Origin of the sequence: Microbacterium sp. NPDC076895 (assembly GCF_040687115.1) — a bacterium.
Taxonomy (GTDB): domain Bacteria; phylum Actinomycetota; class Actinomycetes; order Actinomycetales; family Microbacteriaceae; genus Microbacterium.
In genome coordinates, this window is sequence record NZ_JBFBMQ010000002.1 from 62,011 (window position 1) to 82,856 (window position 20,846).

Annotated in this window: 20 protein-coding genes; 4 read left to right on the forward strand and 16 right to left on the reverse strand. The window is 67.9% G+C overall.

Annotated elements, in window-relative coordinates; all coding sequences use genetic code 11:
* Positions 1–3: 3 nt before the first annotated feature.
* The 5 genes from AB0O89_RS02015 to AB0O89_RS02035 all read right to left on the reverse strand — a co-directional run bounded on the left by AB0O89_RS02015 (position 4) and on the right by AB0O89_RS02035 (position 4,703).
* On the reverse strand, positions 4–1,158 hold the full coding sequence (locus AB0O89_RS02015; protein ID WP_228177842.1) for an exonuclease SbcCD subunit D: 1,155 nt from the start codon (positions 1,156–1,158) through the stop codon (positions 4–6).
* 41 nt (positions 1,159–1,199) lie between these two features.
* Positions 1,200–2,309, reverse strand: a complete 1,110-nt coding sequence (locus AB0O89_RS02020; RefSeq protein WP_363493761.1) for a LacI family DNA-binding transcriptional regulator — start codon at positions 2,307–2,309, stop codon at positions 1,200–1,202.
* A gap of 187 nt (positions 2,310–2,496) precedes the next feature.
* Positions 2,497–2,790: a GNAT family N-acetyltransferase gene (locus AB0O89_RS02025; RefSeq protein WP_300590504.1), complete on the reverse strand. Its 294-nt coding sequence runs from the start codon at positions 2,788–2,790 to the stop codon at positions 2,497–2,499.
* A gap of 65 nt (positions 2,791–2,855) precedes the next feature.
* A complete protein-coding gene (locus AB0O89_RS02030) occupies positions 2,856–4,283 on the reverse strand; it encodes a GH1 family beta-glucosidase (protein ID WP_300590503.1) in 1,428 nt (475 codons plus the stop codon).
* Positions 4,284–4,376: 93 nt separating this feature from the next.
* The gene (locus AB0O89_RS02035) at positions 4,377–4,703 is read right to left on the reverse strand and encodes a TIM-barrel domain-containing protein (RefSeq protein ID WP_300590502.1); all 327 of its coding nucleotides are present in this window, start codon (positions 4,701–4,703) and stop codon (positions 4,377–4,379) included.
* A 431-nt stretch (positions 4,704–5,134) separates the two neighbouring features.
* On the opposite strand from AB0O89_RS02035, the gene AB0O89_RS02040 reads away from it, so the two are divergent.
* Positions 5,135–5,824 (forward strand): winged helix-turn-helix domain-containing protein, encoded by a 690-nt coding sequence (locus AB0O89_RS02040; protein WP_300590501.1) that lies wholly within the window; start codon positions 5,135–5,137, stop codon positions 5,822–5,824.
* A gap of 155 nt (positions 5,825–5,979) precedes the next feature.
* Complete coding sequence (locus AB0O89_RS02045; RefSeq protein ID WP_363493764.1) at positions 5,980–6,933, forward strand: DNA-3-methyladenine glycosylase 2 family protein; 954 nt, start codon at positions 5,980–5,982, stop codon at positions 6,931–6,933.
* 11 nt (positions 6,934–6,944) lie between these two features.
* Here AB0O89_RS02045 and AB0O89_RS02050 read toward each other — a convergent pair whose 3' ends face one another.
* The 3 genes from AB0O89_RS02050 to AB0O89_RS02060 all read right to left on the reverse strand — a co-directional run bounded on the left by AB0O89_RS02050 (position 6,945) and on the right by AB0O89_RS02060 (position 9,030).
* Positions 6,945–7,178, reverse strand: coding sequence for a hypothetical protein (locus tag AB0O89_RS02050; RefSeq protein ID WP_300590499.1), 234 nt, complete (start codon positions 7,176–7,178; stop codon positions 6,945–6,947).
* A 122-nt stretch (positions 7,179–7,300) separates the two neighbouring features.
* Entirely contained in the window at positions 7,301–8,134 is an 834-nt protein-coding gene (locus AB0O89_RS02055; RefSeq protein WP_300590498.1) for an aldo/keto reductase, read from the reverse strand.
* Between the two features lie 38 nt (positions 8,135–8,172).
* Positions 8,173–9,030 (reverse strand): HAD family hydrolase, encoded by an 858-nt coding sequence (locus tag AB0O89_RS02060; protein ID WP_363493767.1) that lies wholly within the window; start codon positions 9,028–9,030, stop codon positions 8,173–8,175.
* A gap of 62 nt (positions 9,031–9,092) precedes the next feature.
* On the opposite strand from AB0O89_RS02060, the gene AB0O89_RS02065 reads away from it, so the two are divergent.
* Positions 9,093–9,458: a DUF2834 domain-containing protein gene (locus tag AB0O89_RS02065; protein WP_300590497.1), complete on the forward strand. Its 366-nt coding sequence runs from the start codon at positions 9,093–9,095 to the stop codon at positions 9,456–9,458.
* Here the strand turns inward: AB0O89_RS02065 and AB0O89_RS02070 are convergent.
* Together AB0O89_RS02070 and AB0O89_RS02075 are read right to left on the reverse strand one after the other, a co-directional pair.
* A complete protein-coding gene (locus AB0O89_RS02070; RefSeq protein ID WP_363493769.1) occupies positions 9,427–10,251 on the reverse strand; it encodes a formate/nitrite transporter family protein in 825 nt (274 codons plus the stop codon). The two genes, AB0O89_RS02065 and AB0O89_RS02070, sit on opposite strands and share 32 nt — an antisense overlap.
* 69 nt (positions 10,252–10,320) lie before the next feature.
* Positions 10,321–11,292 (reverse strand): NAD(P)-dependent alcohol dehydrogenase, encoded by a 972-nt coding sequence (locus AB0O89_RS02075; RefSeq protein ID WP_363493771.1) that lies wholly within the window; start codon positions 11,290–11,292, stop codon positions 10,321–10,323.
* 101 nt (positions 11,293–11,393) lie between these two features.
* Here AB0O89_RS02075 and AB0O89_RS02080 point away from each other — a divergent pair, with 101 nt between their 5' ends.
* The gene (locus AB0O89_RS02080; protein ID WP_363493773.1) at positions 11,394–12,059 is read left to right on the forward strand and encodes a TetR/AcrR family transcriptional regulator C-terminal domain-containing protein; all 666 of its coding nucleotides are present in this window, start codon (positions 11,394–11,396) and stop codon (positions 12,057–12,059) included.
* Here the strand turns inward: AB0O89_RS02080 and AB0O89_RS02085 are convergent.
* From AB0O89_RS02085 to AB0O89_RS02110, 6 genes are all read right to left on the reverse strand, one after another.
* Complete coding sequence (locus AB0O89_RS02085; protein WP_363493775.1) at positions 12,053–13,099, reverse strand: 2-oxoglutarate and iron-dependent oxygenase domain-containing protein; 1,047 nt, start codon at positions 13,097–13,099, stop codon at positions 12,053–12,055. The two genes, AB0O89_RS02080 and AB0O89_RS02085, sit on opposite strands and share 7 nt — an antisense overlap.
* A 130-nt stretch (positions 13,100–13,229) precedes the next feature.
* Positions 13,230–14,948, reverse strand: coding sequence for a long-chain-fatty-acid--CoA ligase (locus AB0O89_RS02090; RefSeq protein WP_363493777.1), 1,719 nt, complete (start codon positions 14,946–14,948; stop codon positions 13,230–13,232).
* Between the two features lie 93 nt (positions 14,949–15,041).
* Positions 15,042–17,024, reverse strand: coding sequence for an acetoacetate--CoA ligase (locus AB0O89_RS02095; RefSeq protein WP_300591301.1), 1,983 nt, complete (start codon positions 17,022–17,024; stop codon positions 15,042–15,044).
* Positions 17,021–17,920, reverse strand: a complete 900-nt coding sequence (locus AB0O89_RS02100; RefSeq protein WP_300591302.1) for an HAD hydrolase-like protein — start codon at positions 17,918–17,920, stop codon at positions 17,021–17,023. Before AB0O89_RS02100 ends, AB0O89_RS02095 begins: the two co-directional genes overlap by 4 nt.
* On the reverse strand, positions 17,917–19,482 hold the full coding sequence (locus AB0O89_RS02105; protein WP_363493780.1) for a pyruvate/oxaloacetate carboxyltransferase: 1,566 nt from the start codon (positions 19,480–19,482) through the stop codon (positions 17,917–17,919). The genes AB0O89_RS02100 and AB0O89_RS02105 overlap by 4 nt, the downstream gene beginning before the upstream one ends.
* A complete protein-coding gene (locus AB0O89_RS02110; protein ID WP_363493782.1) occupies positions 19,479–20,846 on the reverse strand; it encodes a biotin carboxylase N-terminal domain-containing protein in 1,368 nt (455 codons plus the stop codon). The genes AB0O89_RS02105 and AB0O89_RS02110 overlap by 4 nt, the downstream gene beginning before the upstream one ends.

Sequence of the window (20,846 nt, forward strand, 5' to 3'; positions counted from 1 at the left end):
TCCTCACGCGACGGCCTCCGCTACCGTACGACCCTCGATCACCTCGGAGATCAGCTCCGCCTCCGCCGGGCTGGCACCCTCACCCTCGCGGACGTGAGCAAGGAAGGCGCCGATGAGTTCGACGTCGGTCCGAGCCGTCCGCACGCGGCCGGCGTAGGTCTGATCGTCGCGCTCGTGCTGACGCTCAGGGGCGTGGACCACTGCCGCGCAGAAGGGGAAGCGCTCTTGCAGTCGGCGCAGCGGATCGCGCTGCGGTGTGGCATCCGTGTATTCGGCTCGCACCCACGCTGCCGCGGCGTGCTCGTGGTCAGCAGCGGAGCACAGGTCATCGAGCGTCCCGCGAATCGTGACGAGGCGGCGCGGGATCGGCAGGTCGAGCCAGGTGACAGAGGCTTCGCCGGTAGCCGAGAGATCGACAAGCCATGAGCCGCGCGGCTTGTCGGCCTCGCCGAAGCTGTAGTGCAGCGGCGCGCCCGCGTACCGCACGGTGGGCGCGAGCTGCTGACGACCGTGGATGTGCCCGAGAGCGACATAATCGATGCCCGCGAACTCGGCGAGCGGGACGACGTCGAGTCCGCCCTGTTGGATGTCTCTCTCGAGGCCGGGAGTGGGATCGACGCCCGCGGTGAAACAGTGGGAGACGACGATCGAGCGACCACCGCGCGCGGCATGGTCTGCGCGGATGAGTCCCATGGCGTGCGCGATCGCGTCGTGCTGGGTGCGCAGCTTCTCGCCGGGCCAGGTCCGTCGCAGCAGCGCGGGCTCGAGGTAGGGGATGCCGTAGACGTGCACGGGCCCGTGTTCGTCGGTCAGCGTGATCGGCGCGTCCAGCGTCGCCGGATCGGTCAGGACGTGGATTCCCGCCCGCAGAAGGCCGGACTGGAATCCCAGGCGGGCAGCCGAATCGTGGTTGCCGCTGGTCACGACCACGGCGGCACCGGCATCAGCGAGCCCCGAGAGCATGTCGGTGAGCAGCGTGTAGCACTCCGCCGGCGGCGTCGATGAGTCGAAGACGTCTCCCGCGACGATCACCACATCGACGGAGTTCTCCCGAACCTGCTCGATCAGCGCGTCGAGCACCTCCCGGAGCGCAGGCAGCGTCGAGTGCCCGTGGAAGGACCTCCCGATGTGCCAGTCGGAGGTGTGGAGGATGCGCATGCCCTCACGCTACGGCGGGCTCCCGACATCCGCCCCGAGGCTCACGGGGATACGGCGGCCTCGCGTGGAGCGGATGCCGCCGCGGGAGCTCCAGCACCTGCCCGCCCCGAGCCTGGAGGCGCCACCGACTCGCGCATCCGCAATGGCATCGGAACCCGCCGGATTCTGCCCCCGTCGGAGGCATCATCTTCCAGCAGCACCTGAAGCGCCAGCGCCCCCAGTTCGTAGTGGGGCAGCGCGAAGGTCGTCAGTCGCGGACGTAACCAACTCGCGAGCTGATGGTCGTCGAACGAAACGATCGAGAAGTCGCCGGGAATCGACAGTCCCGCCTCTTGAATCGCCTGGTAGGCGCCGAAGGCCAGGCGGTCGTTGAAGGTGATGATGGCCTCACCGCGCACGCCGGTGTCCAACAGTGAACGCGTGGCAGCCCATCCGTCCTCAGGCAGCCACACGGAGCACAGCCGCGCACTGGCGGGCTGCAGCCCGTCTTCGGCGAGGGCATCGAGAATGCCGCGCAACCGCTCGGACCCCGCGACGGTCTGCACCGGAACGTCATCGGGTCCCGGGCCCGCGCCCAGGAGGTGGATGCGGGAGTGCCCTGCCGCCCGGAGAACCTCGACTGCCGCGCGTCCGGCGGCGTACTCGTCGGGGACGATCGAGGGGACGGTTCCGACGGCGCTGTCTTCGGGAAGAGCGTTCAGCAGCACGACGCTTCGAGGATCGATTCCCGCGGGCACCGCACGCACTCGCGTGAACATCGACGCGATGATGAGGCCGTCGACCTGGCGGTCGATCATGCCCTGCACGAGGCGCCGCTCTTCGTCGGGGGCGCCTTCGGTCTCACCGATGAAGAGCATGTAACCGCTTCGGTGGGCGTATTCCAGAGCGCCCTTGATGAGGTCGCCGGCCAGCTGTGAGGTAGCGACAGTATCGGAGACGAAACCGATCGTGCGGCTCGATCCTTGGCGAAGCGCTGACGAGAGGATGTTCGGGCGATACGCGAGCTCTGATGCCACGCGGCGCACTCGCTGCTGCGCCGCCTCGGAGATCCGCAGCTCATCTCCGCGATCCGAGAGCACAAGCGAAGCGGTCGTCCGCGAGACACCGGCAGCAGCAGCGACATCGGCGAGGGTCACGCGCTTGGACTTCACGGTGTTCCTCCTTCGTTCGCAGCATCCTAGAGCGACCCGGGAGTGAGCGCTTCGCCGCGGCGTAAGCCAACAAACTGGCCGATATTGCCCCACTCGTCGCGAAAAGTTGGCGCGTACGGTCGCCTCTTCCCGGCAAGACGACCATATGCGCCGATAATCCGCGCCAGCGTCCCGCTGACGAGAATGCTCAGGCGCGAGCTTTGAGGATGCCGGCGTGCTCGGGGTGGCGCTCGAACCATTCGGCGACGTACCAGCACACCGGGATGACCTCGCGGTCGCCGCGCTCCTCCAGCTCGGCGACGGCGCGCGCAACGATCTCGGCCGCGTAGCCCTTGCCCCGGAAGGGTGGCGGCGTGAATGCCCGGGTGAGGGCGACGGAGCGACCGTCGTCGTTGTAATCGAGCGCGCTGACCAGATCGTCACCCACGTGCAGGGTGTACCGGGAGGCATCCTTCTGGTCGGTGAACCGCGTCTCGCTCATTCCTCCAGGGTACGCTCGCGCCGCCGGGCCGGCGCCGGTGTGACTCGGGATGACGCTCCGATGATCTATGCGGGAATCTCGTGGGTCGCGACCAGTTGCTGGTACCACCTGCCGCTGTCTTTCACGGTGCGCTCGAGGGTGTCGAAGTCGACGCGCACGATGCCGAACCGCTTGGCGTACCCGTAGCCCCACTCGAAGTTGTCGAGCAGCGACCACACGAAGTAGCCGCGCAGATCCACGCCACGGGCCATCGCGCGGTGAGCCGCGGTGAAGTGGCGCCGCAGGTAGTCGAGCCGCTCCGGGTCAGGCACCGATCCGTCGGCCGCCACGACGTCGTCGAACGCCGCGCCGTTCTCGGTGACCATGAGCGCTTGTCGCGGGAACTGCTCGCGCAACGAAACGAGAAGTTCCTCGAGCCCCTCCGGAGCGATGTTCCAGCCCATGGCCGTGTACGGGCCGGGCTGCTCCACGAACTCGACGAGCTGGTCGCTGCCGGGCCACGCCGTCCCACCCTCCGCGCCCTTGTGTCCGTCGTTCTGCTGTTTCGGTGAGACGCCGTCCCACATGCGCACTGTCGCGGTCGAGTAGTAGTTGACACCCAACACATCGATCGGCTGATGGATGTCGGCAAGATCCCCCTCGCGCACGAACGACCAGTCGGTCACTGACGCGGTGTCCTCTAGCAGATCGGCGGGGTATTCCCCCCGCAGCATGGGACCTGTGAACGCGCGGTTCGCGAGGGCGTCGATACGGCGCATCGCTTCGGCCGCACCGTCGCCCTCGCCACGGAGCACGTGGAAGTTGAGCGTGACGGAGTACTGGGGGTCACCGGTCGAGGTCGCCCGCAACGCCTTCACGGCTCGCCCGTGCGCGAGGTTCAGGTGGTGGACTGCCGCGAGCGCCGCAGCCGGCTCATGGCGACCCGGGGCGTGGCCGCCCTGACCGTAGCCCAGATACGCCGAGCACCACGGCTCATTCAACGTCGTCCAGGTGTGCACCCGGTCACCGAGGGCGGCACCCACGATCCGCGCGTACTCCTCGAACGCGTCAACTGTCGCGCGGTTTGCCCAACCACCGACATCCTCGAGCGGCTGCGGCAGGTCCCAGTGGTAGAGCGTCGCGACCGGCTTGATGCCCCGGGCGAGCAGACCGTCGATGAGTCGCGAGTAGAAGTCGAGTCCTGCCTGGTTCACGGCACCGCGCCCCGTCGGCACGATGCGGGGCCACGCGATCGAGAACCGATAGGCGTCGAGGCCCAGCTCGGCCATGAGGTCGAGGTCGCTCTCCCACCGGTGGTAGTGGTCGCAGGCGACATCCCCGGTGTCGCCGTTCCACACCTTGCCCGGCGTCTTGCTGAAGGTGTCCCAGATCGAGGGTCCGCGCCCGTCCTCGTCGAACGCACCTTCCACCTGGTACGACGCTGTCGCCGAACCGAACGTGAAATCGTCAGGGAAGACCAGGCCGGAATCACGGTAGTCAGGAGATCCGGTCATTGCTCGCTCACTCTCGATCATTCTCCTTCGGTGACCGCAGCGCGGTCGACCTCGAACGTCTCGACCCGCCCGTCGGGGGTGGTCACCGTGACGCTAGCAATCCCCTCTCCCCCCCGGGAAGACACGCAGCGCGAGTCCGTCGAGATAGTCGTAGTCGGGCCTGTCATCGCGCGCACCCCAGGGCACGACTGCGCCGGGGCGCACGTACAGCGGCACGCTGTCGAACCCGTGGACCTCGGTGCGCCATCCGCCGCCCTCGACGCGCTCACCCGTCAACAGGTGGGTCCAGGCGCCGGGCGGGAGATAGAAGGTCACCTCGCCGGAAGCCGTGAACACCGGAGCAACCAGGATGTCTGGGCCCAGCATGTACTGGCGGTCGAGGTACTCGACGGCGGGATCGCCGGGGAAGGCCAGCGCCATGGGCCGCATGACCGGCGTTCCGGTGGACCTGGTCGCGACCTATACCGCTCGGCTGACGAAGTGTCACCATCGACCCCCTCCCCGTGAGCAGATTGCTCGCGGAATACCGGGGGAACAGGGCGCGATGCCCGCGATTTGACGCACTTCGACACTGTCGGTCATAATCGGCCGCATGACTGACAACGCGCATGTTCTGTCCGCCTGGGAGGCGAACGGTACTGCCGGCATGATGATGGCCGGCCGCTCAGTCATGTGTTGTCGAATGTGTCGCTGACGACACCTCAGCGGGGCTCGTCCTGCGATCCAGATCGCACCGCCCCCTAGCCCTCTCGCAGAGCGCCCCCATCAGAACCGCGCTCGACACCGACCGCCGGGTCACCGCAACACCTCTGCCCGAACCAGCCGGGCCCTCCGCAAGGACCATCATCCCCATGTCGAACACCGCCCTCCTCACCCGCCCCGCTCCCGCCCGTCACCTGCACGCCGTGCCGCCGATCGCTGACGAGCCCGCCGCGCGCACTCCCCGGGGCTTCGCTCTGTATGTCGGTCTCGATGAGGCCAAAGCCGCCGCTGCCGGCGTTTCACTCCCGGTTCTCGTCGATGCGCTGCGCCGCACCCTGGCCGAGCTCGCACCGGATGCCGAAACCTACGCCACTGTCGCGCTTGCGCCCCGAGGCGCCGGCGGACGCGATGTCGATGTCGTGCGCCGCGCACTGCGTGAGCCGTCGGCCATCGCCGCGGTTACTGCTGCCACCGAGCCCGAAGACACCGACCGCTCCGCACGCGGCGTCGTCTTCGATATCTCGCGCAAGCGCGTCGTTATCGACGGCGAGACGGCGCCGTTCACCTTCACGGAGTTCGAACTGCTCCAGTACCTGGTGCTCCGCGAAGGCCGAACGATCGAGCGGGCGGAACTGGTCTCGTCGCTCTGGCAGAGCGCCGAGGACGGCGAGGCGCCCGGAGAGCGCACGATCGATGTGCATGTCCGACGCCTGCGTTCCAAGCTCGGCCGCTACGAAGACATCGTGCGCACGGTGCGCGGTGTCGGTTACCGCTTCGATCGTCACGCCGACGTCGTCATCCGCTACGGCCACGGTGCGCCCTCGCCCGACCGGTTCTAGAGCGCACAGGGTCTCTCCCTCAGCATCCGCTCGGCGTGCGACCTCCCGGTTCAGTCGCGCCTTGACGCGGGCTTCAGCGCCACTCACCCGCACGACAGCGCGACCGAACCATCAGGCCCCGTCGGCGTGTCAGCCGACCCACGTATCGTGATCCCATGACCTCGCTGGCGCCGAGCCCCACCGCTTCCGCGGCGGCCCTCGAGACCGTCTACCGGCCGCGGCACCCGCTCGATCTGCGCGCGACCGTGGTGTTCCAGCGCCGCGGCGCGAACGACCCGACGCTCACCGTCGATGGACCCGTCATCTGGCGCGCGAGCCGTACGCCGCTCGGGGTGGCGACCCTCGCGCTGCGCGGCACCGCGGACGGTTCGGTGCGGATTGCGGCGTGGGGCCCGGGCGCTGAGTGGGCCCTCGAGCAGGCGCCGGCCCTGTGCGGTGCCAGCGATGATGCAACCGGGTTCGACGCGACGCGGCATCCGCACATCGCGCACCTCGCACACCGCAACCCCGGGCTCCGGCTCGGGCGCACCGAGCTCGTCTTCGATGCTCTCGTGAGCTCCGTCGTCGAGCAGAAGATCACGGGATTGCAGGCGTTCGCGGCCTGGCGGCGGCTCTTGACCTGGTATGGCACGCCGGCGCCGGGTCCTACGCCGCGGCCGATGTTCGCCCCACCCACGATCCAGGGGTGGCGGCGCATCCCATCGTGGGACTGGCACCGGGCCGGACTCGAACCACCACAGGCGCGAACAATCGCCCGGGTCGCCGAGCGCGGCGACTCGCTCGTGCGCGCCATCGTCACCGCCAGCGACTCCGAGCAGATCGACCGGGTCCTGATCTCGCAGCCCGGCATCGGGCCCTGGACCTCAGCCGAGACACGCATCAAGGCGCTCGGTGACCCAGATGCGGTGAGCGTCGGTGACTACCACCTCGCCCACGAGGTCGGCTACGCGCTCACCGGCTCGCGCACCGACGACGACGGGATGCTCGAACTGCTGTCCCCCTGGGCAGGTCACCGGCAGCGCGTCATCCGACTGCTCGCGGCGGCCGGCGCACCCCGCGAGCCGCGGCGCGCCCCGCGGCTGCACCCCGAGGATCACCGGTCACGCTGACTCCGGTCCGCCTACTCGTCTTCGGGGGCAAGATCACCCTGCCCCTCTTCACCGAGGTCGGCGCTCAGCGGATCCTCGCCCTGCGTTTCGGGCAGGATGTCGGGATCAATATCGACCGTGGCATCCTCGACCGATCCGTCCTCCGACGAGCGCTGCGGGTCGACCGTGGGCTCAGCTCCTTCGATGGGGGCGATCTGTTCGACGGTGTCGGCCTCTTCCAGGGGATCACGTGCGCTGTCGGTCATGTCGATTTCCTTTCGCCAGGAGCCGCGCAACCCGCGCGGCACGGAGGACGTCAGGATCGCGCCAGACGGCCCTCCTCAGCGAGGGACTTGACAGCCCGGCCGGCGGTTGAAGCGAGTCGCCGTCACATCTCTTCGTGCGTGTTCGGGTCGCCGCCCCAGAGCCGCCCGCGCTCAAGCGCCGAGATCGCGGCGACCTGCTCGTCGCTCAGTGCGAATCCGAAGACATCGGCGTTCTCACGTTGGCGACCGGCATGAGCGGACTTGGGAATGGGCGTGGCGCCGACCTGCACGTGCCAGCGCAGCACGACCTGCGTGGGGCTGACGCCGAGCTCTGTCGCGAGGTCGCTGATCACCGGTTCGCTGAGCAGCTCGCTGCGGCGCGCGAGCGGGCTCCAGCTCTCGGTGCGGATGCCGTGAGTCGCGTGGTACGCGCGCAGCGATGCCTGCGGGAAGTAGGGGTGGAGCTCGACCTGATTCACGACGGGCATCACTCCCGTCTCGCCGTGCAGCCGATCGAGCATCGCCTCCGTGAAGTTCGACACTCCGATCGAGCGCACGAGTCCCTCAGCCCGCAGGTCGATCATCGCGCGCCACGTGTCGACATACTTGTCGACGCTGGGGTTCGGCCAGTGGATGAGATACAGGTCGATGCGGTCGAGCCCGAGGCGGTCGAGAGACGCGTGGGCGCTGCGGCGGGCCTCGTCGTACCCGTGGTCGCGCCCCGGGATCTTCGTCGTGACGATCAGTTCGTCGCGGTCCAGGCCGCTGCGGCGAACCGCCTCTCCGACCTCGCTCTCGTTCTCGTAGTTCACTGCCGAATCCAGGAGGCGGTATCCCGCCTGGACGGCCGAGACGATGGCATCGGTGCCCTCGTCGCCGCGGAGGCCATAAGTGCCGAAGCCCACCTCCGGGAAGCTCACGCCGTCGGCCAGGGTCACGGTGGGGATAGAGATCATGGGTCCATCCTGCCCCGTGGCAGCCGCACGCGGGGCCGTCAGCCCAGAAGGCGCTCCAGGACGCGGATGACGCCGTGGTCGACGTTGGATGGCGCCCGGTAGCGGGCTGCTGCCGCGACATCCGGATGCGCATTGGCCATCGCGAACGAGAAGTCTGCGGCATCCATCATGTCGAGATCGTTGAGGTAGTCCCCGAACACGGCGGTCTGCTCGGGAGTGACCTTCAGGAGGTCCTGGATGGCGCGAAGCGCCTTGCCCTTGGAGGCTCCCCGGTTCATGACATCGACCCAGTGGTGTCCCGATACGACGACCTGGTGCGTCAGACGGTGTCGCTCCAGCGCGGGAGCCGTGTTCTTCTCGCCGTCCTCGACATCGAAGACGGCGACTTTCAGGATTTCGTCCTCAACGGCGGTGAGGTCGGGGACATCGGTCAGGCGCGCGTAGTACTTCTCCGCCTGGCTGCGGAAGACGGCATCCGTTCGTTCGATGTATGCCGAGCCCTTGCCGCACAGCACGACCCCGACGTCGTGGGTGAAGCCGCGGATGTCGCCCAGAAGCTCTGCGACGAACAGGCGGTCCATGACATCGGAGCTGAGCTCCTCATCACCGCGCGTCACGAACGTGCCGTTCTCGGCAATGAAGACAAGATCGTCACCGTGCGTACCGAACTCCCGGCGCAGCGTGGCGTGCTGCCTGCCACTGGCGGGGGCGAACGCGATCCCCGCCGCGCGCAGGCGGTCGAGCATCGGCCACAGCGCCGGCGGCACCGCGCCTTCGCCGTCAAGCAAGGTGCCGTCCATATCGACAGCGATCAGACGAATCTCGCTCGCTCGGCCGGCAAGAGCGTCGAGGTCGACGGAAGGATCGGGGGAGCCGTGCGAGGAGTCATCGATCACTCATCCATCCTGCCTGAGGCGCGCACCTGGTCGGATGCTGAGCGAGCGGTCAGGATCGAGGCATGACCAGACACTGGAGCCCCCTCGCCATCACCTACCTCGTCCTGGCCCTCGCGGGGCTGGTGGGCACGTGGTTCTTCAACACCCTCGCGATCATCCAGCTGCGAGACTTCATCGGCGACCTCATCACCAGCGGCCCGGCTGTCTCGTCGATCACGGTCGACCTGCTCGTCGTCGCCGTCGCCGGGTGCGTGTTCATCGTCGCCGAGTCTCGCCGGCTCGGGATGCGCTTCGCGTGGCTCTACATCCTCGGTTCGGGGCTTACGGCATTCGCCTTCACATTCCCCCTGTTTCTGGCGATGCGCCAGCGTCGGATGACGCAGCTCGCGGCATCCGTCACACCGATGCCTGGGCCTCCTCGGGCCTGAGGGTCTGCACGGAGGGCCAGCGCGGCGCCCCGCCGATCACCCAGTAGGCAAGTCCCACGAACACCGCGCCGCCGACGAGATTGCCGAGGCCGACCCACAGCATGTTTGTGCCGAACGAGAGCCAGGTCGCGCTCGGGACTCCGGTCGCAAACCCCAGGGTGAAGGTCGTCATGTTTGCCACGACATGCTCGAAACCCGACGTGATGAACGCCAGCAGTGCCCAGAAGATGACCACGAACTTCGGACCGTCGGTGGTCGACCGCGCGACCATCCAGATCGCGAGGCACACGAGCACGTTGCACAGGATGCCGCGCACGAACAGCTCCAGAGGTGATTCGTGAGCCTTGGCATCCAGCATCACCTCGAGCATCGCGCCAGCAGCGGGATTGGCGTGCAGGACTCCCGACACCGCGACGAGCACCCCGAACAGTGCCGAGCCGAGGAGGTTCGCGACGAACGTGAAGCCGAGCGCGCCCGCGGCCGGACCGGGTGCTGTCGCGCGCATGAGTGTTCCCTGCGCGAGCGTCATCATCGATGAGGTCACAAGCTCTGCCCCCGCGAAGACGACGAGGGTCAGTGCGACGCCGAACACCAAGCCGCTGACGAGCTTCGCCCAACCGCCGCTGGTTTCGACCAGCGGGCCTGCCGCATTGAGCATCAACACGACGGCGATGCCGACGTAGGCGCCGGCGAGCATCCCCGAGACGGTGAAGCGCAGCGGATGCCTCATCCCCTCGATCTTGTGGATCGCCGCATCGGCTTGGAGGTCGAGGGTCTCTTCGATCGTGCGCACACGGGCACGATACGCCTGTGGTCAGGCCACATGAAGGGCCGAAGGTCCCCGCTGAGGCCACCGCGGCCGTCAGGGTCGCACGACGATTTTTCCCGGGACGTGTCCACCCTCGAGCTCCGCGATCGCCGCGGGCACCTCCGTGAGTCCGACCTCTCGATGGATGATGCTGCGCAGGCTCCCCTCGCCGAGCATCGTCGCGAGGGTCGCGAGGTCTTCTCCCGACCACGTCGCGTTCACCATGACGACCCGCTCTCGGCGGAATCGACTCGTGATCAGTCCTCGAAAGATCCGTGTGGCAGGCCCGAGGAGCAACCCGTCGCCGGGGCCACCCACGAGGACAAGCGAGCCTCCCGGCGCGAGAAGGGATCGCAGATACGCGATTCGTGCTCCGCCGGCGATATCGAGAATGACGTCGAACCGCTCGTCGATGGCGTCGACCTCGCCCCGCGTGTAATCCAGAACGCGGTCCGCTCCCAAACCCTGGACCCACGAGGCGTTGCGCCCGCTGCAGCTTGCCACAACACGACCAGCACCGAGAGCGCGGGCGATCTGCACGGCGTAGTGCCCCACGCCACCCGCGGCGCCGAGGATCAGCACACGGGAGCCCGCCGTGATGAGCCCCTGGTTGCGCAGGGCCTGCAGCGCCGTCAGACCCGCAAGCGGCACAGCAGCCGCGGCTTCCAGCTCCACGCCATCGGGAATCCGCACGAGATACTCGGCGCGCGCGGTCGCCGACTCCGCCAGCGAGTTTCGCGCGACGCCGAACACGGGATCGCCCACTCGCAGATCAGCGACGTCATCCGCAACCTCGGTGACGATGCCGGCGACGTCTACACCGAGTCCGGGATTGCGCGGATGGCGCCATCCGGATGTGGGGCGCATCAACCAGGGCAGGCCACGCATGTGATGCCACTCGAACGGGTTCAGCGATGCAGCGGCAACCCTCAGCCGGACTCGCCCAGTTTCCAGCGGCTCATCCTCGACGTCAGCGATCTCGAGCGTCTCCGGTCCGCCGTAGCGGGAGCGGCGAATAGCGCGCATGGTGGCCTTCCTGAGGTGAACGAGTGCAGCCTTACACCGTATGGCTGGTGACGAGGCTAGTCTTACACCGTAAGTTCGTCAAGGTGCGGGAAGGTCGTCACATGACGAGATCCGACGGGGAGCCCGACGCGACTCGCCGTCCGCTCAGTCGCGACAGCATCCTCGCCGCCGCGCTCGAACTCGTCGACGCCGAGGGGCTTGAATCGCTCACCATGCGGGCGCTGGGTGCACGGCTCGGCGTCGAGGCGATGTCGATCTACCACCACGTGCCGTCGAAGCAGTCCGTCATCGACGGGATCGTGGATCTCGTCTGGGCCGAGGTCACCCTGACCGGCGACGCGCGCGACTGGCGCACCGCGGTACGCCGGACTGCCCGATCAGCGTTCACGACGCTGCTGCACCACCCGTGGGCGAACCGGATTCGTGCGACCAGCGGTGGTCCGGCACGAATGGCCTACATCGACGCATCCCTCGGGCACCTGCGCAGCGCCGGCTTCACACCCGAACAGGCCTTTCACGCCCATCACGTGCTCGAGGCTTACATCCAGGGGTACGTCATTCAGGCCCTCGATTTCGCGCCGACGGATGCCGCCACCGAACGGGAACAACGCGACGCGGCTCTGGCTTACCTCGAACAGGTCGGACACACCCACCTCATCGAGCACGTCAACCTTCACGCCTCGGACCAGGGATCGGGATTCGACTTCGGTCTGATGCTTCTGCTCGACGGTCTCGATGCGCGCCTCGAACGCCCAGATGCTCAGTAGCGCTGGCTGGCAAGCACGCGCGCCGACTCCCGCTCAGCCGACGCATTGCGCACACCCGCGCGGGACCCGGCGAGCTTCGCGGCGATGTGCTCGCCCACAGTGACCGGCTCGTACAGGTCGGGATGCTCGGCATCCACGCACGAGGGCAGCGTCTCGATCAGGGCATCGACGTTGCCGTCGTGGAAGAAGGCAGCCGAACGGCGTCGCTCGATCGTGCCGTCGATCACGGGAGGCTTCACGCGGTGCAGCGTCGACATCCACCGCTCGTTGGTCCAGCGGGCTGTGACGTCGCCGAGGTTGATCAGCAGGGCGTCGTCAGCCGGAGCGACGTCGTTCCACGAACCGTCAGTGCCGAGCACCTGCAAACCCTTCACCTGATCGGCCCAGAGGATGGTCACGATCCCGTAGTCGGTGTGCTCGCCCATACCGATGAGGTCGCCGTCGAGAGTCACATCGGTGCCGGGTGGGAGCGCATAGTTGTTCATCCGCATCACGTCGAGCGAGTGATCGGTGCGGGAGGCGAAGAACTCCGGATCGAGCCCCAGCGCGTCGGCGAAGATCCGTGTCATGACCCGGGCGACGCGGGCAGCCTCGGCGAAGTACGCCTCGACCTGCGCCTGGAACCCCTCGACCGCGGGCCAGAGGTTCTCGGCATAGTCGGGCTGCGGCAGCTCAGCCATGTGCGGGTAGGTGGCGGCTGACGCTCCGATGTTGAACGCCTCGAAGAAATCGTTCATGCGGCTTGCCTGTTCGACGCCGAGGCTGAGGCTGAGCGATTCCGACTTCGGCGGGCTATAGCCGCGGTTGATCTGCGGCGGGGTTCGATAGGCCTTCTTGGCCTCCAGGTCGAGGGCGAAGAAGGCATCCATCGCTTCGGTGAGGCCGCGGATCACGGCATCCGGGATGCCGTGACCGGTGATCTGGATGAACCCGACAGTGCGGCAGGCGTCGTCAATGCTGCGAGCGACCTCCGCCTTCGCCGCGGGCGTGCCATCGGTCACGTACGCGGTGATGTCCACGAGGGGAACCTGGAATGTCATAGCAACTCCTTCTCGAGCCGCTTCACGCTTTCCACTCACCCGCCGGGTGCGGGCTTTCGCTTTCATGAGCGTCGCGCGTCACGATACGCGCGATCCGTTTCCCCCGCGTTACAGGGGCCAGGCGCTGACCTCAGCTCCTCGTGAGACTCTCACGCACCGACCGACGAAGGACCTTCCCGATCTGCGATCGTGGCAGATCGGGTACCTCGACGATGCGCTTGGGGACCTTGTACGCAGCGAGGTGAGGGCGCACGAAGTCGCGCAGACCCGTGGAGTCGAAGTGGGCGCCCTCGCGCAGCACGACGGCTGCCACGACATCCTCGCCGCCGGAGGAACGCGGGATGCCGACGACGGCCGCGGCATCGACATCCGGATGCAGCATGAGCACCTGCTCGACCTCACTCGGGCTGACGTTGTAGCCGCCCGTGATGATGAGCTCCTTCACGCGATCGATCACCGTGACGAAGCCGTCCTCGGCGACCGTCACGATGTCGCCCGAGCGCAGCCAGCCGCCGGGGAGCAACGCGTTAGCGGTCTCTTCAGGGCGCTCCCAGTAGCCCTGGAACACCTGGGGTCCCCGGATGAGCAGTTCCCCGGCCTCACCGACCGCACGATCGATGCTCGGGTCATCGGGGTCGACGACGCGGATCTCGGTGCTCGGAAACGGAACCCCGACAGTACCGGGGCGGCGCGTGGGGCCGATCGGGTTGCCGAGCGCGACGGGTGAGGATTCGGTCATGCCGTACCCCTCGACGAGGAGGCCTTCGCTGGCCTCCTCCCACCGCGTGACTGTCGGAATCGGCAGGCTCATCGCACCCGAGATCGCGAACCGGATGCTGCGCAGGTCGATCCGGCGATGGGCAGCAGCCCGCGCCAGGGCGTCGTAGACCGGCGGGACGGCAGGCAAGAACGTCGGCGGCGAGTGCTTCGCAGCGGCCACCACTGCGTCGACGTCAAACCGAGGGAACAGCACGATGCGTGCGCCGATCGAGACGGCGAAGGTGAGGCACAGCGTGAGGCCGTAGGCGTGGAAGAGGGGAAGCACGGCGTAGAAGGTTTCGGCACCTTCTTTCAGGCCCGGCACCCACGCGCGACCTTGAGCGGCGTTCGAGCGCAGATTGCGGTGCGAGAGGATCGCAGCCTTCGGGGTTCCGGTCGTACCGCTGGTCAGCTGCAGCAGCGCAATGTCATCGAGCGTCGGCTTCGCGGTCTTCCTCGCAAGAGGACGGGCAGCCGTCAGCGTCTTCCACGCCACGAGCTTCTTCGCGGTCGGCTTTGCCGTCATCGCGGTGCGGGTCTCCCGCGCTGCGGGGACCGGGAGCTGCAGAGCGAGACGCTTGCCCAGGGGCAGCGCGTCTGGCATCCGTACCGACACGATCGTTCGCGGCCTGACGTCTGAGGGCATCTCAGCGATCGTGTCGGCGACCTTATCCCACACGATTGCGGCGACCGCACCGTGCACCTCGAACTGGTGCCGCAGTTCCCGAGCCGTGTACAGCGGGTTGTGCTCCACGACGATGGCGCCCAGGCGCAGGATCGCGTAGAACGCCACGACGTGCTGCGGGCAGTTCGGCAACACGAGCGCGACCCGGTCACCCGCGACGACCCCCTGCTTACGGAGTCCGTTCGCGACGCGCTCGACCTGCTCGCCCAGCTCGCCATACGTCGTCGTTCTGCCGAAGAACTCGAGGGCCACGTCCTTGCGGTATCGGTCGACGGATGCCGAAAGCATGTCGACGAGCGTTTGGTCGACCGGGTCGATGTCCGCGGGCACACCGTCGGCGTAGGCGGCAAGCCACGGCCGGTGCGCCAGCGGCGACGAGTGCTCAGACGGGTTCGGGATGCTCATCGTCTCGTTTCTGGTCGACGGTGCGCGCCAGTCTACGGAGGCCCGTACGTCCCGCAGGGCATACGTCGACACTTCTGGAGTGCCTCCCGGCTGCTACGCCAGCAGGCCACGCTCGCGGGCGAAGCGGGCGAACGGTTCGAGGGCGTGAGAGTCATCCAGCGACGACAGCGCCGCCAGTTCGACAGGGTCACTCCCCTGCATCACGCGTTTCACTGGAACCTCGAGCTTCTTTCCCGTCCTGGTGTGCGGAATGGCGGAGACCACCGCGATGTGATCGGGCACGTGTCGGGGGGTGAGCGCCGCGCGCAGAGTGCCAGTGATCTGATGTGCGCCCTGCTCCTGGTCCCAGTCCTCGGTCGCGGGAACGACGAAAAGGACGAGCACACCCGGCCCCCCGTCGGGGTCCTCCAGGTGCACGACCAGGCTGTCAGTCACATCAGGCAGCTCCTCGACGACACGGTAGAATTCCGCAGTCCCGAGACGCACGCCGCCCCGGTTGAGTGTCGCGTCCGATCGGCCGGCAATGACGCAGCTGCCGCTCGGCGCGAACCGCACCCAGTCCCCGTGCCGCCAGACCCCGGGGTAGACATCGAAGTACGCGTCGCGATAACGACTGCCGTCAGCGTCCCCCCAGAAGCCGACCGGCATCGATGGCATGGGGCGACGGATGACGAGCTCGCCGAGGTCGTCGATGATGACCTCTCCGTGGGCGTCGAAGGCCACGGCGTCCACACCGAGCGAGGCGCCGCTGATCTCCCCGAGCCACACGTCGTGCAGCGGCGAGCCCTGCACGATCGCGGAACAGACGTCGGTGCCTCCGCTGCCGACGTTCAAGACGACATCGTCACCGAACTGCTCGTGAATCCACACGAATCCTTCGGCCGCAAGCGGGCTGCCGGCTACGCCGATCTGCCGCACGGACGAGAGATCGTGATCGTGGGCAGGGGAAAGTCCCGCCGTCCGCGACGCGCTGATAAGTCCCGGGCTCGCACCGACCAGCGTTGCCCGGGTCTGGGCGGCGAGGCGCCACTGCGCGTCGAGGTCGGGATAGAGGGGGTTTCCGTCGATCAGCACCGCGGCGGCGCCGTGCAACAGGGTCGAGACGAGGGTGTTCCACATCATCCAGGCCGTCGTGCTGAACCACATCAGTCGATCGCCCGCCCGCAGGTCCCAGTGCAGCCCGAGAGTCTTCAGGTGCTCGAGCAGGATGCCGCCATGCCCGTGGACGATCGGCTTGGGTGCCCCTGTCGTACCCGACGAGAACAACACAAACAGCGGATGCGCGAACGGCACTGGCGCGAAGGTGAGCGGATCGTCCGCGGGCGCCGCGATCTCGTCCCACGCCATGTCTGCATCGACGGCAAAGTCACCGTATGGCACGCCGATCGTCTTCCTGACCGTCGGCAGCCCCGCACGGATCGCAGCGACGTCGGCCGACTTGTCGATCGGTTTGTCACCGAAACGATAGCCACCGACAACCAGCAGGATGTCGGGATCGAGCTGACCGAAGCGGTCGAGAACTGCCCGGGCTCCGAACTCGGGAGCACAGCTGGCCCAGATCGCTCCGAGGCTCGCGGTCGCAAGGAACGCCACCACGGTCTCGGGGATGTTGGGAAGGTACGCCACGACCCGATCGCCAGGTCCGACGCCGAGTCGGTGCAGCCCCGCCCGCACCCGCCGGACCTGCTCGGCAAGGTCGCCGAAGCTCAGCGAGACGTCCTCGCGCGTCTGTGAGGTTGCGAAGATCGCGAGCGCATCGACATCGTGGCGCAGGCAGTGCTCGGCGTAGTTGAGCTCGGCACCCTCGAACCACGAGACGTCCGGCATCGGCCCGCCCGAAAGAACCGAGCGCGCAGGGGCGGATGCACGAACCCCGAAGAAGTCCCACACGCTCTGCCAGAAAGCCTCGAGCTCGTCGACCGACCACGCATGAAGTGACTGGACATCGTCGAAGCGCAGTCCACGTTCGGCAGCGAGCCAGCGCAGGTACTCTGCGATCACCGATCCATCGCGAGCAGCAGTCGAGGGGCGGTAGAGCACCTCGTGCGCGGGGGCGCGCTGGCCAGTGTCCGTCATCGCTTGAGACCGGTTGAGACCGGCATCCGCAGCTCGTCGGCATCCGTGAACAGGGCCGCGAGCTCGGTCATCGACTCGACCACGATCTCGGGCATCTCGTCGCCCGGGATGTCGGCGAGGCGCTCGCGGGTGGTCATCCCGGTGAGGACGATGCCCGCTACCGCCCCGCCACGACGGGCCATGCTGGCTTCGAGGTAGAGGTCATCTCCGAGCACAAGAGTGCTCTCGGTGGTCGTTCCCAGTGCCCAGCACACGGTCTCGAGCGCAAACGCCGACGGCTTTCCCAGCACCGTCCAGGGTTGCCCGGTCACGTGCGAAAGTCCTGCCACGATGAAGCCCGACAGTCCGACGTTCAGCCGGTCCTTGCTCGCGAAGGCCGGAGCATCCGAGGTGCAGTACAGCGTGGCACCGGCGAGGATCGCCTCCGCGGCGAACTGGAGCTTGGGCTTGGTGAACTCGGTGTCCCATCCCACTAGCACGGCGACGGCTCCGGATGCTGCGCCCGAGCGGTGCTCGCCAGGGTCGATGAGGTTCACCCCGTGGGCCCGCAGCACCGGCACCACCCCGCCACCGCCGTAAGCGAGCACGGGTTGCTGGCCGTAGCGCTCGCGCAAGGTGCGGGCCGCGGCCACGGCTGGGGTGAGTACCTCCTCGTCGGCGACGCCGAGCCCCAGGTGACGCAGGTGCGCGGCGATCTCGGCGGGCGGCTGCGCAGTGCCGTTCGTGAAGACGCACACCCGGCGCCCGGATGCCCGCATCTGCGCGATCAGTTCGGCAGCCCCCGGGAGTGCTGAGCCTTCCTGGCCTGCGGGTCCGTCAGAGATCACCAGGCATCCGTCGACATCGAACATGACACCCTCAACGGCGGCGAGGCGGGAAAGAATCTCGGATGTCATCGCTCCTCCTGTGCGGGACGGTCCAGGGCGATGCGGGTCTCGCCGAACGCGATACGCAAAGACCTCCACCGGGGCAGGGTGTGCGCAGCAGCGATGAACGAGGCGACATCCGTCGGCGGTGGCCCCGCGGATGCTGGTACCCAGCGCGGTGCGGGACCCGCGGCATACATCGGATCGAGCTGCTCGGCGGGCATCACGATCGCCAGCAGCAGGTCTTCGTCAGCCAGCTCACGGCCGAGCCTCTCGGAGTGCAGCATCCGCAGCTCGTCAAGCGACGGTTCGGGGACGGGCCGGTCGAGTTCGGCTGCGCGGGGAAGATCCCGCACGCGCGTCTGGACGTCGGGGTCAATCTGCCCCTCGGGAGTGCCGAAGTGGCCGAGGACGAATCGCACGACCTCATCGGGGATGCGGCTATAGCGGTCTTGTCCGTTCTCTTCGGCCAGTACGTTCATGAGCGCTTGGCTGCCCACGAACTGACTGAAGGGCGTCACCATGATCGGGTACCCGAGGTCGGCGCGCACCCGCACGCACTCCTCCAGCACTCGGGGAAGCCGATCGGCCATCCCGATCTCACCGAGTTGGCGTCGCAGGGTCCCCATCATTCCTCCCGGAACCTGGTGGACGTGTGCCCCGAGATCGAACTCGCTCGGGGCCCCGGCCGCCAGGCCCTGCGAGCGCGCAATCGCCCACAGCGTCTGCGCGGCCCGGGCAGTGGCATCCCGGTCGACATCAACCTCGATGCCGACGGCGTCGAGGTTGGTCAGCAGGTGCTCCAGGCTTGGCTGGGCAGTGCCGTTGGAGAGAGGTCCAAGACCCGTGTGCAGCACATCGACATCCAGAGCTGCGGCGGTGACATACAGCTGGGACGCCGCCCCCGTCGTGGTGTGGCTGTGCAGCTCGAGGGGCTTGTGCACGACCTCCCGCAGCTGCGGCACGAGCTCTCGCACGCGCTCGACGGTGAGCAAGCCGCCGGGGTCCTTGAGATACACATGGTCGATCGCCGGCTCGGCCTGGTAGGCAGCCGCGTTGGCGAGGTAGCGCTCATCGGTGTGCACCGGGCTCTCGGTGAAGACGACACCGGCGACGATCTGCGTGAAGCCTTCGTCCTTGGCCCATTGCGCGACCCGGATGGTGGCGTCCCGGTCGTTCATCGGCTCGGCAATGTGCAGGCGCCGCACCCCGTGGGTGGCCATCATCCGCAGGGCAAGGCGCATCACCGGCTCGCTGGCCTTCTCCCACGACATGAAGCGCATCCCTGTCGTGATCGCCGACAACAGGGTGTCGGGGGCTGCCCCGCTGACCCGGTCCAGCCGCTCCCAGGGGTTCTCGTGGTGAAACTTCACCCCCATCGACAGGTGCGTGGAGCTGGTGAAATCGATCGCGGCGAGGTTCATCTGTGCCAGATCGACAGCCGCAGCTTCGGCCATGCCCGTCGTGATGCCGGTGGCTCCCCACAGGCTCTGGTTGCCGTCGCGCAAAGAGGTGTCGACGATGCGCACGGGCCCGCGGGTGCGGTGCCCGCCGAGCTGACTCAAGTGCGCGGCACGCGGATGCTGCGTCATCCGATCTTCTCCCTCATGCTCTCCCACTCCTGCCCGAACCAGGTGGTCGGCACGGGCCCCGCCCTGAAGTCCTCGTGGGCAAGGACCGCCTCGAGCATGGGGAGCGTGGTAGTCAGGCCCGCCACGCGCGTGTTGCGCACCGCGGCGAGCGCGCCATCGACCGCGGCGGCGCGGTCATGGGCACGCACGATGAGCTTGGCGGCGAGGCTGTCGTAGTAGGGCGGAAACTCGAACCCGGACTCGATCTGGGTGTCGATGCGGATGCCGGGGCCACGGGGCCACCGCACCTGGCCGATCCGTCCCGCGTTGGGTCGGAAGTCGGCGGCGGGGTCTTCGGCATTGATACGCACCTCGATCGCGACAGCCGGCGGCACTGCGGGGGGCACCGGCAACCCGGTGGGCAGCCCCAGCGCCAGCAGGAGCTGCGCTGCGACGAGGTCGACGCCGAAGGCTTCCTCGGTGACCGGGTGCTCGACCTGGATGCGAGCGTTGACTTCGAGAAAGACGACGTCGTCGCTGAGCGTGTCGACGAGAAACTCCACCGTGCCGGCGCCCCGGTAGCGCAGCGCTTCCACGAGCGCACGCGAGGCATCGTGCAGCACGCGGCGACGCTCGGCCGACAACCCGGGAGCAGGGCATTCCTCGATGAGCTTTTGATGGCGGCGCTGCACAGAGCAGTCGCGGTCACCGAAGATCAGCGCGCCACCCTCGCCGTCGCCGAAGACTTGCACCTCGACGTGCCTGGCAGAGCCGTAGTAGCGCTCCATATAGAGGTCGCCGTTACCGAAGGCTGCCGCAGCTTCCTGCGCGGCCTGGGGAGCAAGGGCGACGAGTTCGGCTTCGGTGGTGGCAAGGCGGATGCCGCGCCCCCCGCCCCCGTGAATGGCCTTGACCATGAGCGGATAGCCCACGTCGGCACCGAGAGCTGCGACATCGTGCACGTCGGTGATGACCCGGCCCTGAGAGACGGGGACCCCGGCTGCCACCGCCACGGCCCGGGCGCTGCCCTTGTCACCGACAGCGCGCAGGGTCTCGGGACGGGGGCCGGCAAAGGCGATCCCCTCTTCCTCGAGAAGCTCACACAGCCGCGGCTGTTCGCTGAGGAAGCCGTAACCGGGGTGGACCACATCGGCGCCGGCGTGGACAGCTGCCTGGGCGATGAGTTCGGGGCGAAGGTAGCTCTGCGCCGACGGAGCGGGGCCGATGACCAGCACGCGGTCGGCAGCCCGGGCCGCGAGCGACTGCGTGTCAGCAGCGCTGGCAGCCAGCACCGCCTCTGCTCCGATCCGCTGCGCTGCGGCGACGATGCGCGCGGCGATCTCGCCGCGGTTGGCGACAAGAACGACGGGCCGGTCAGTGCTCAC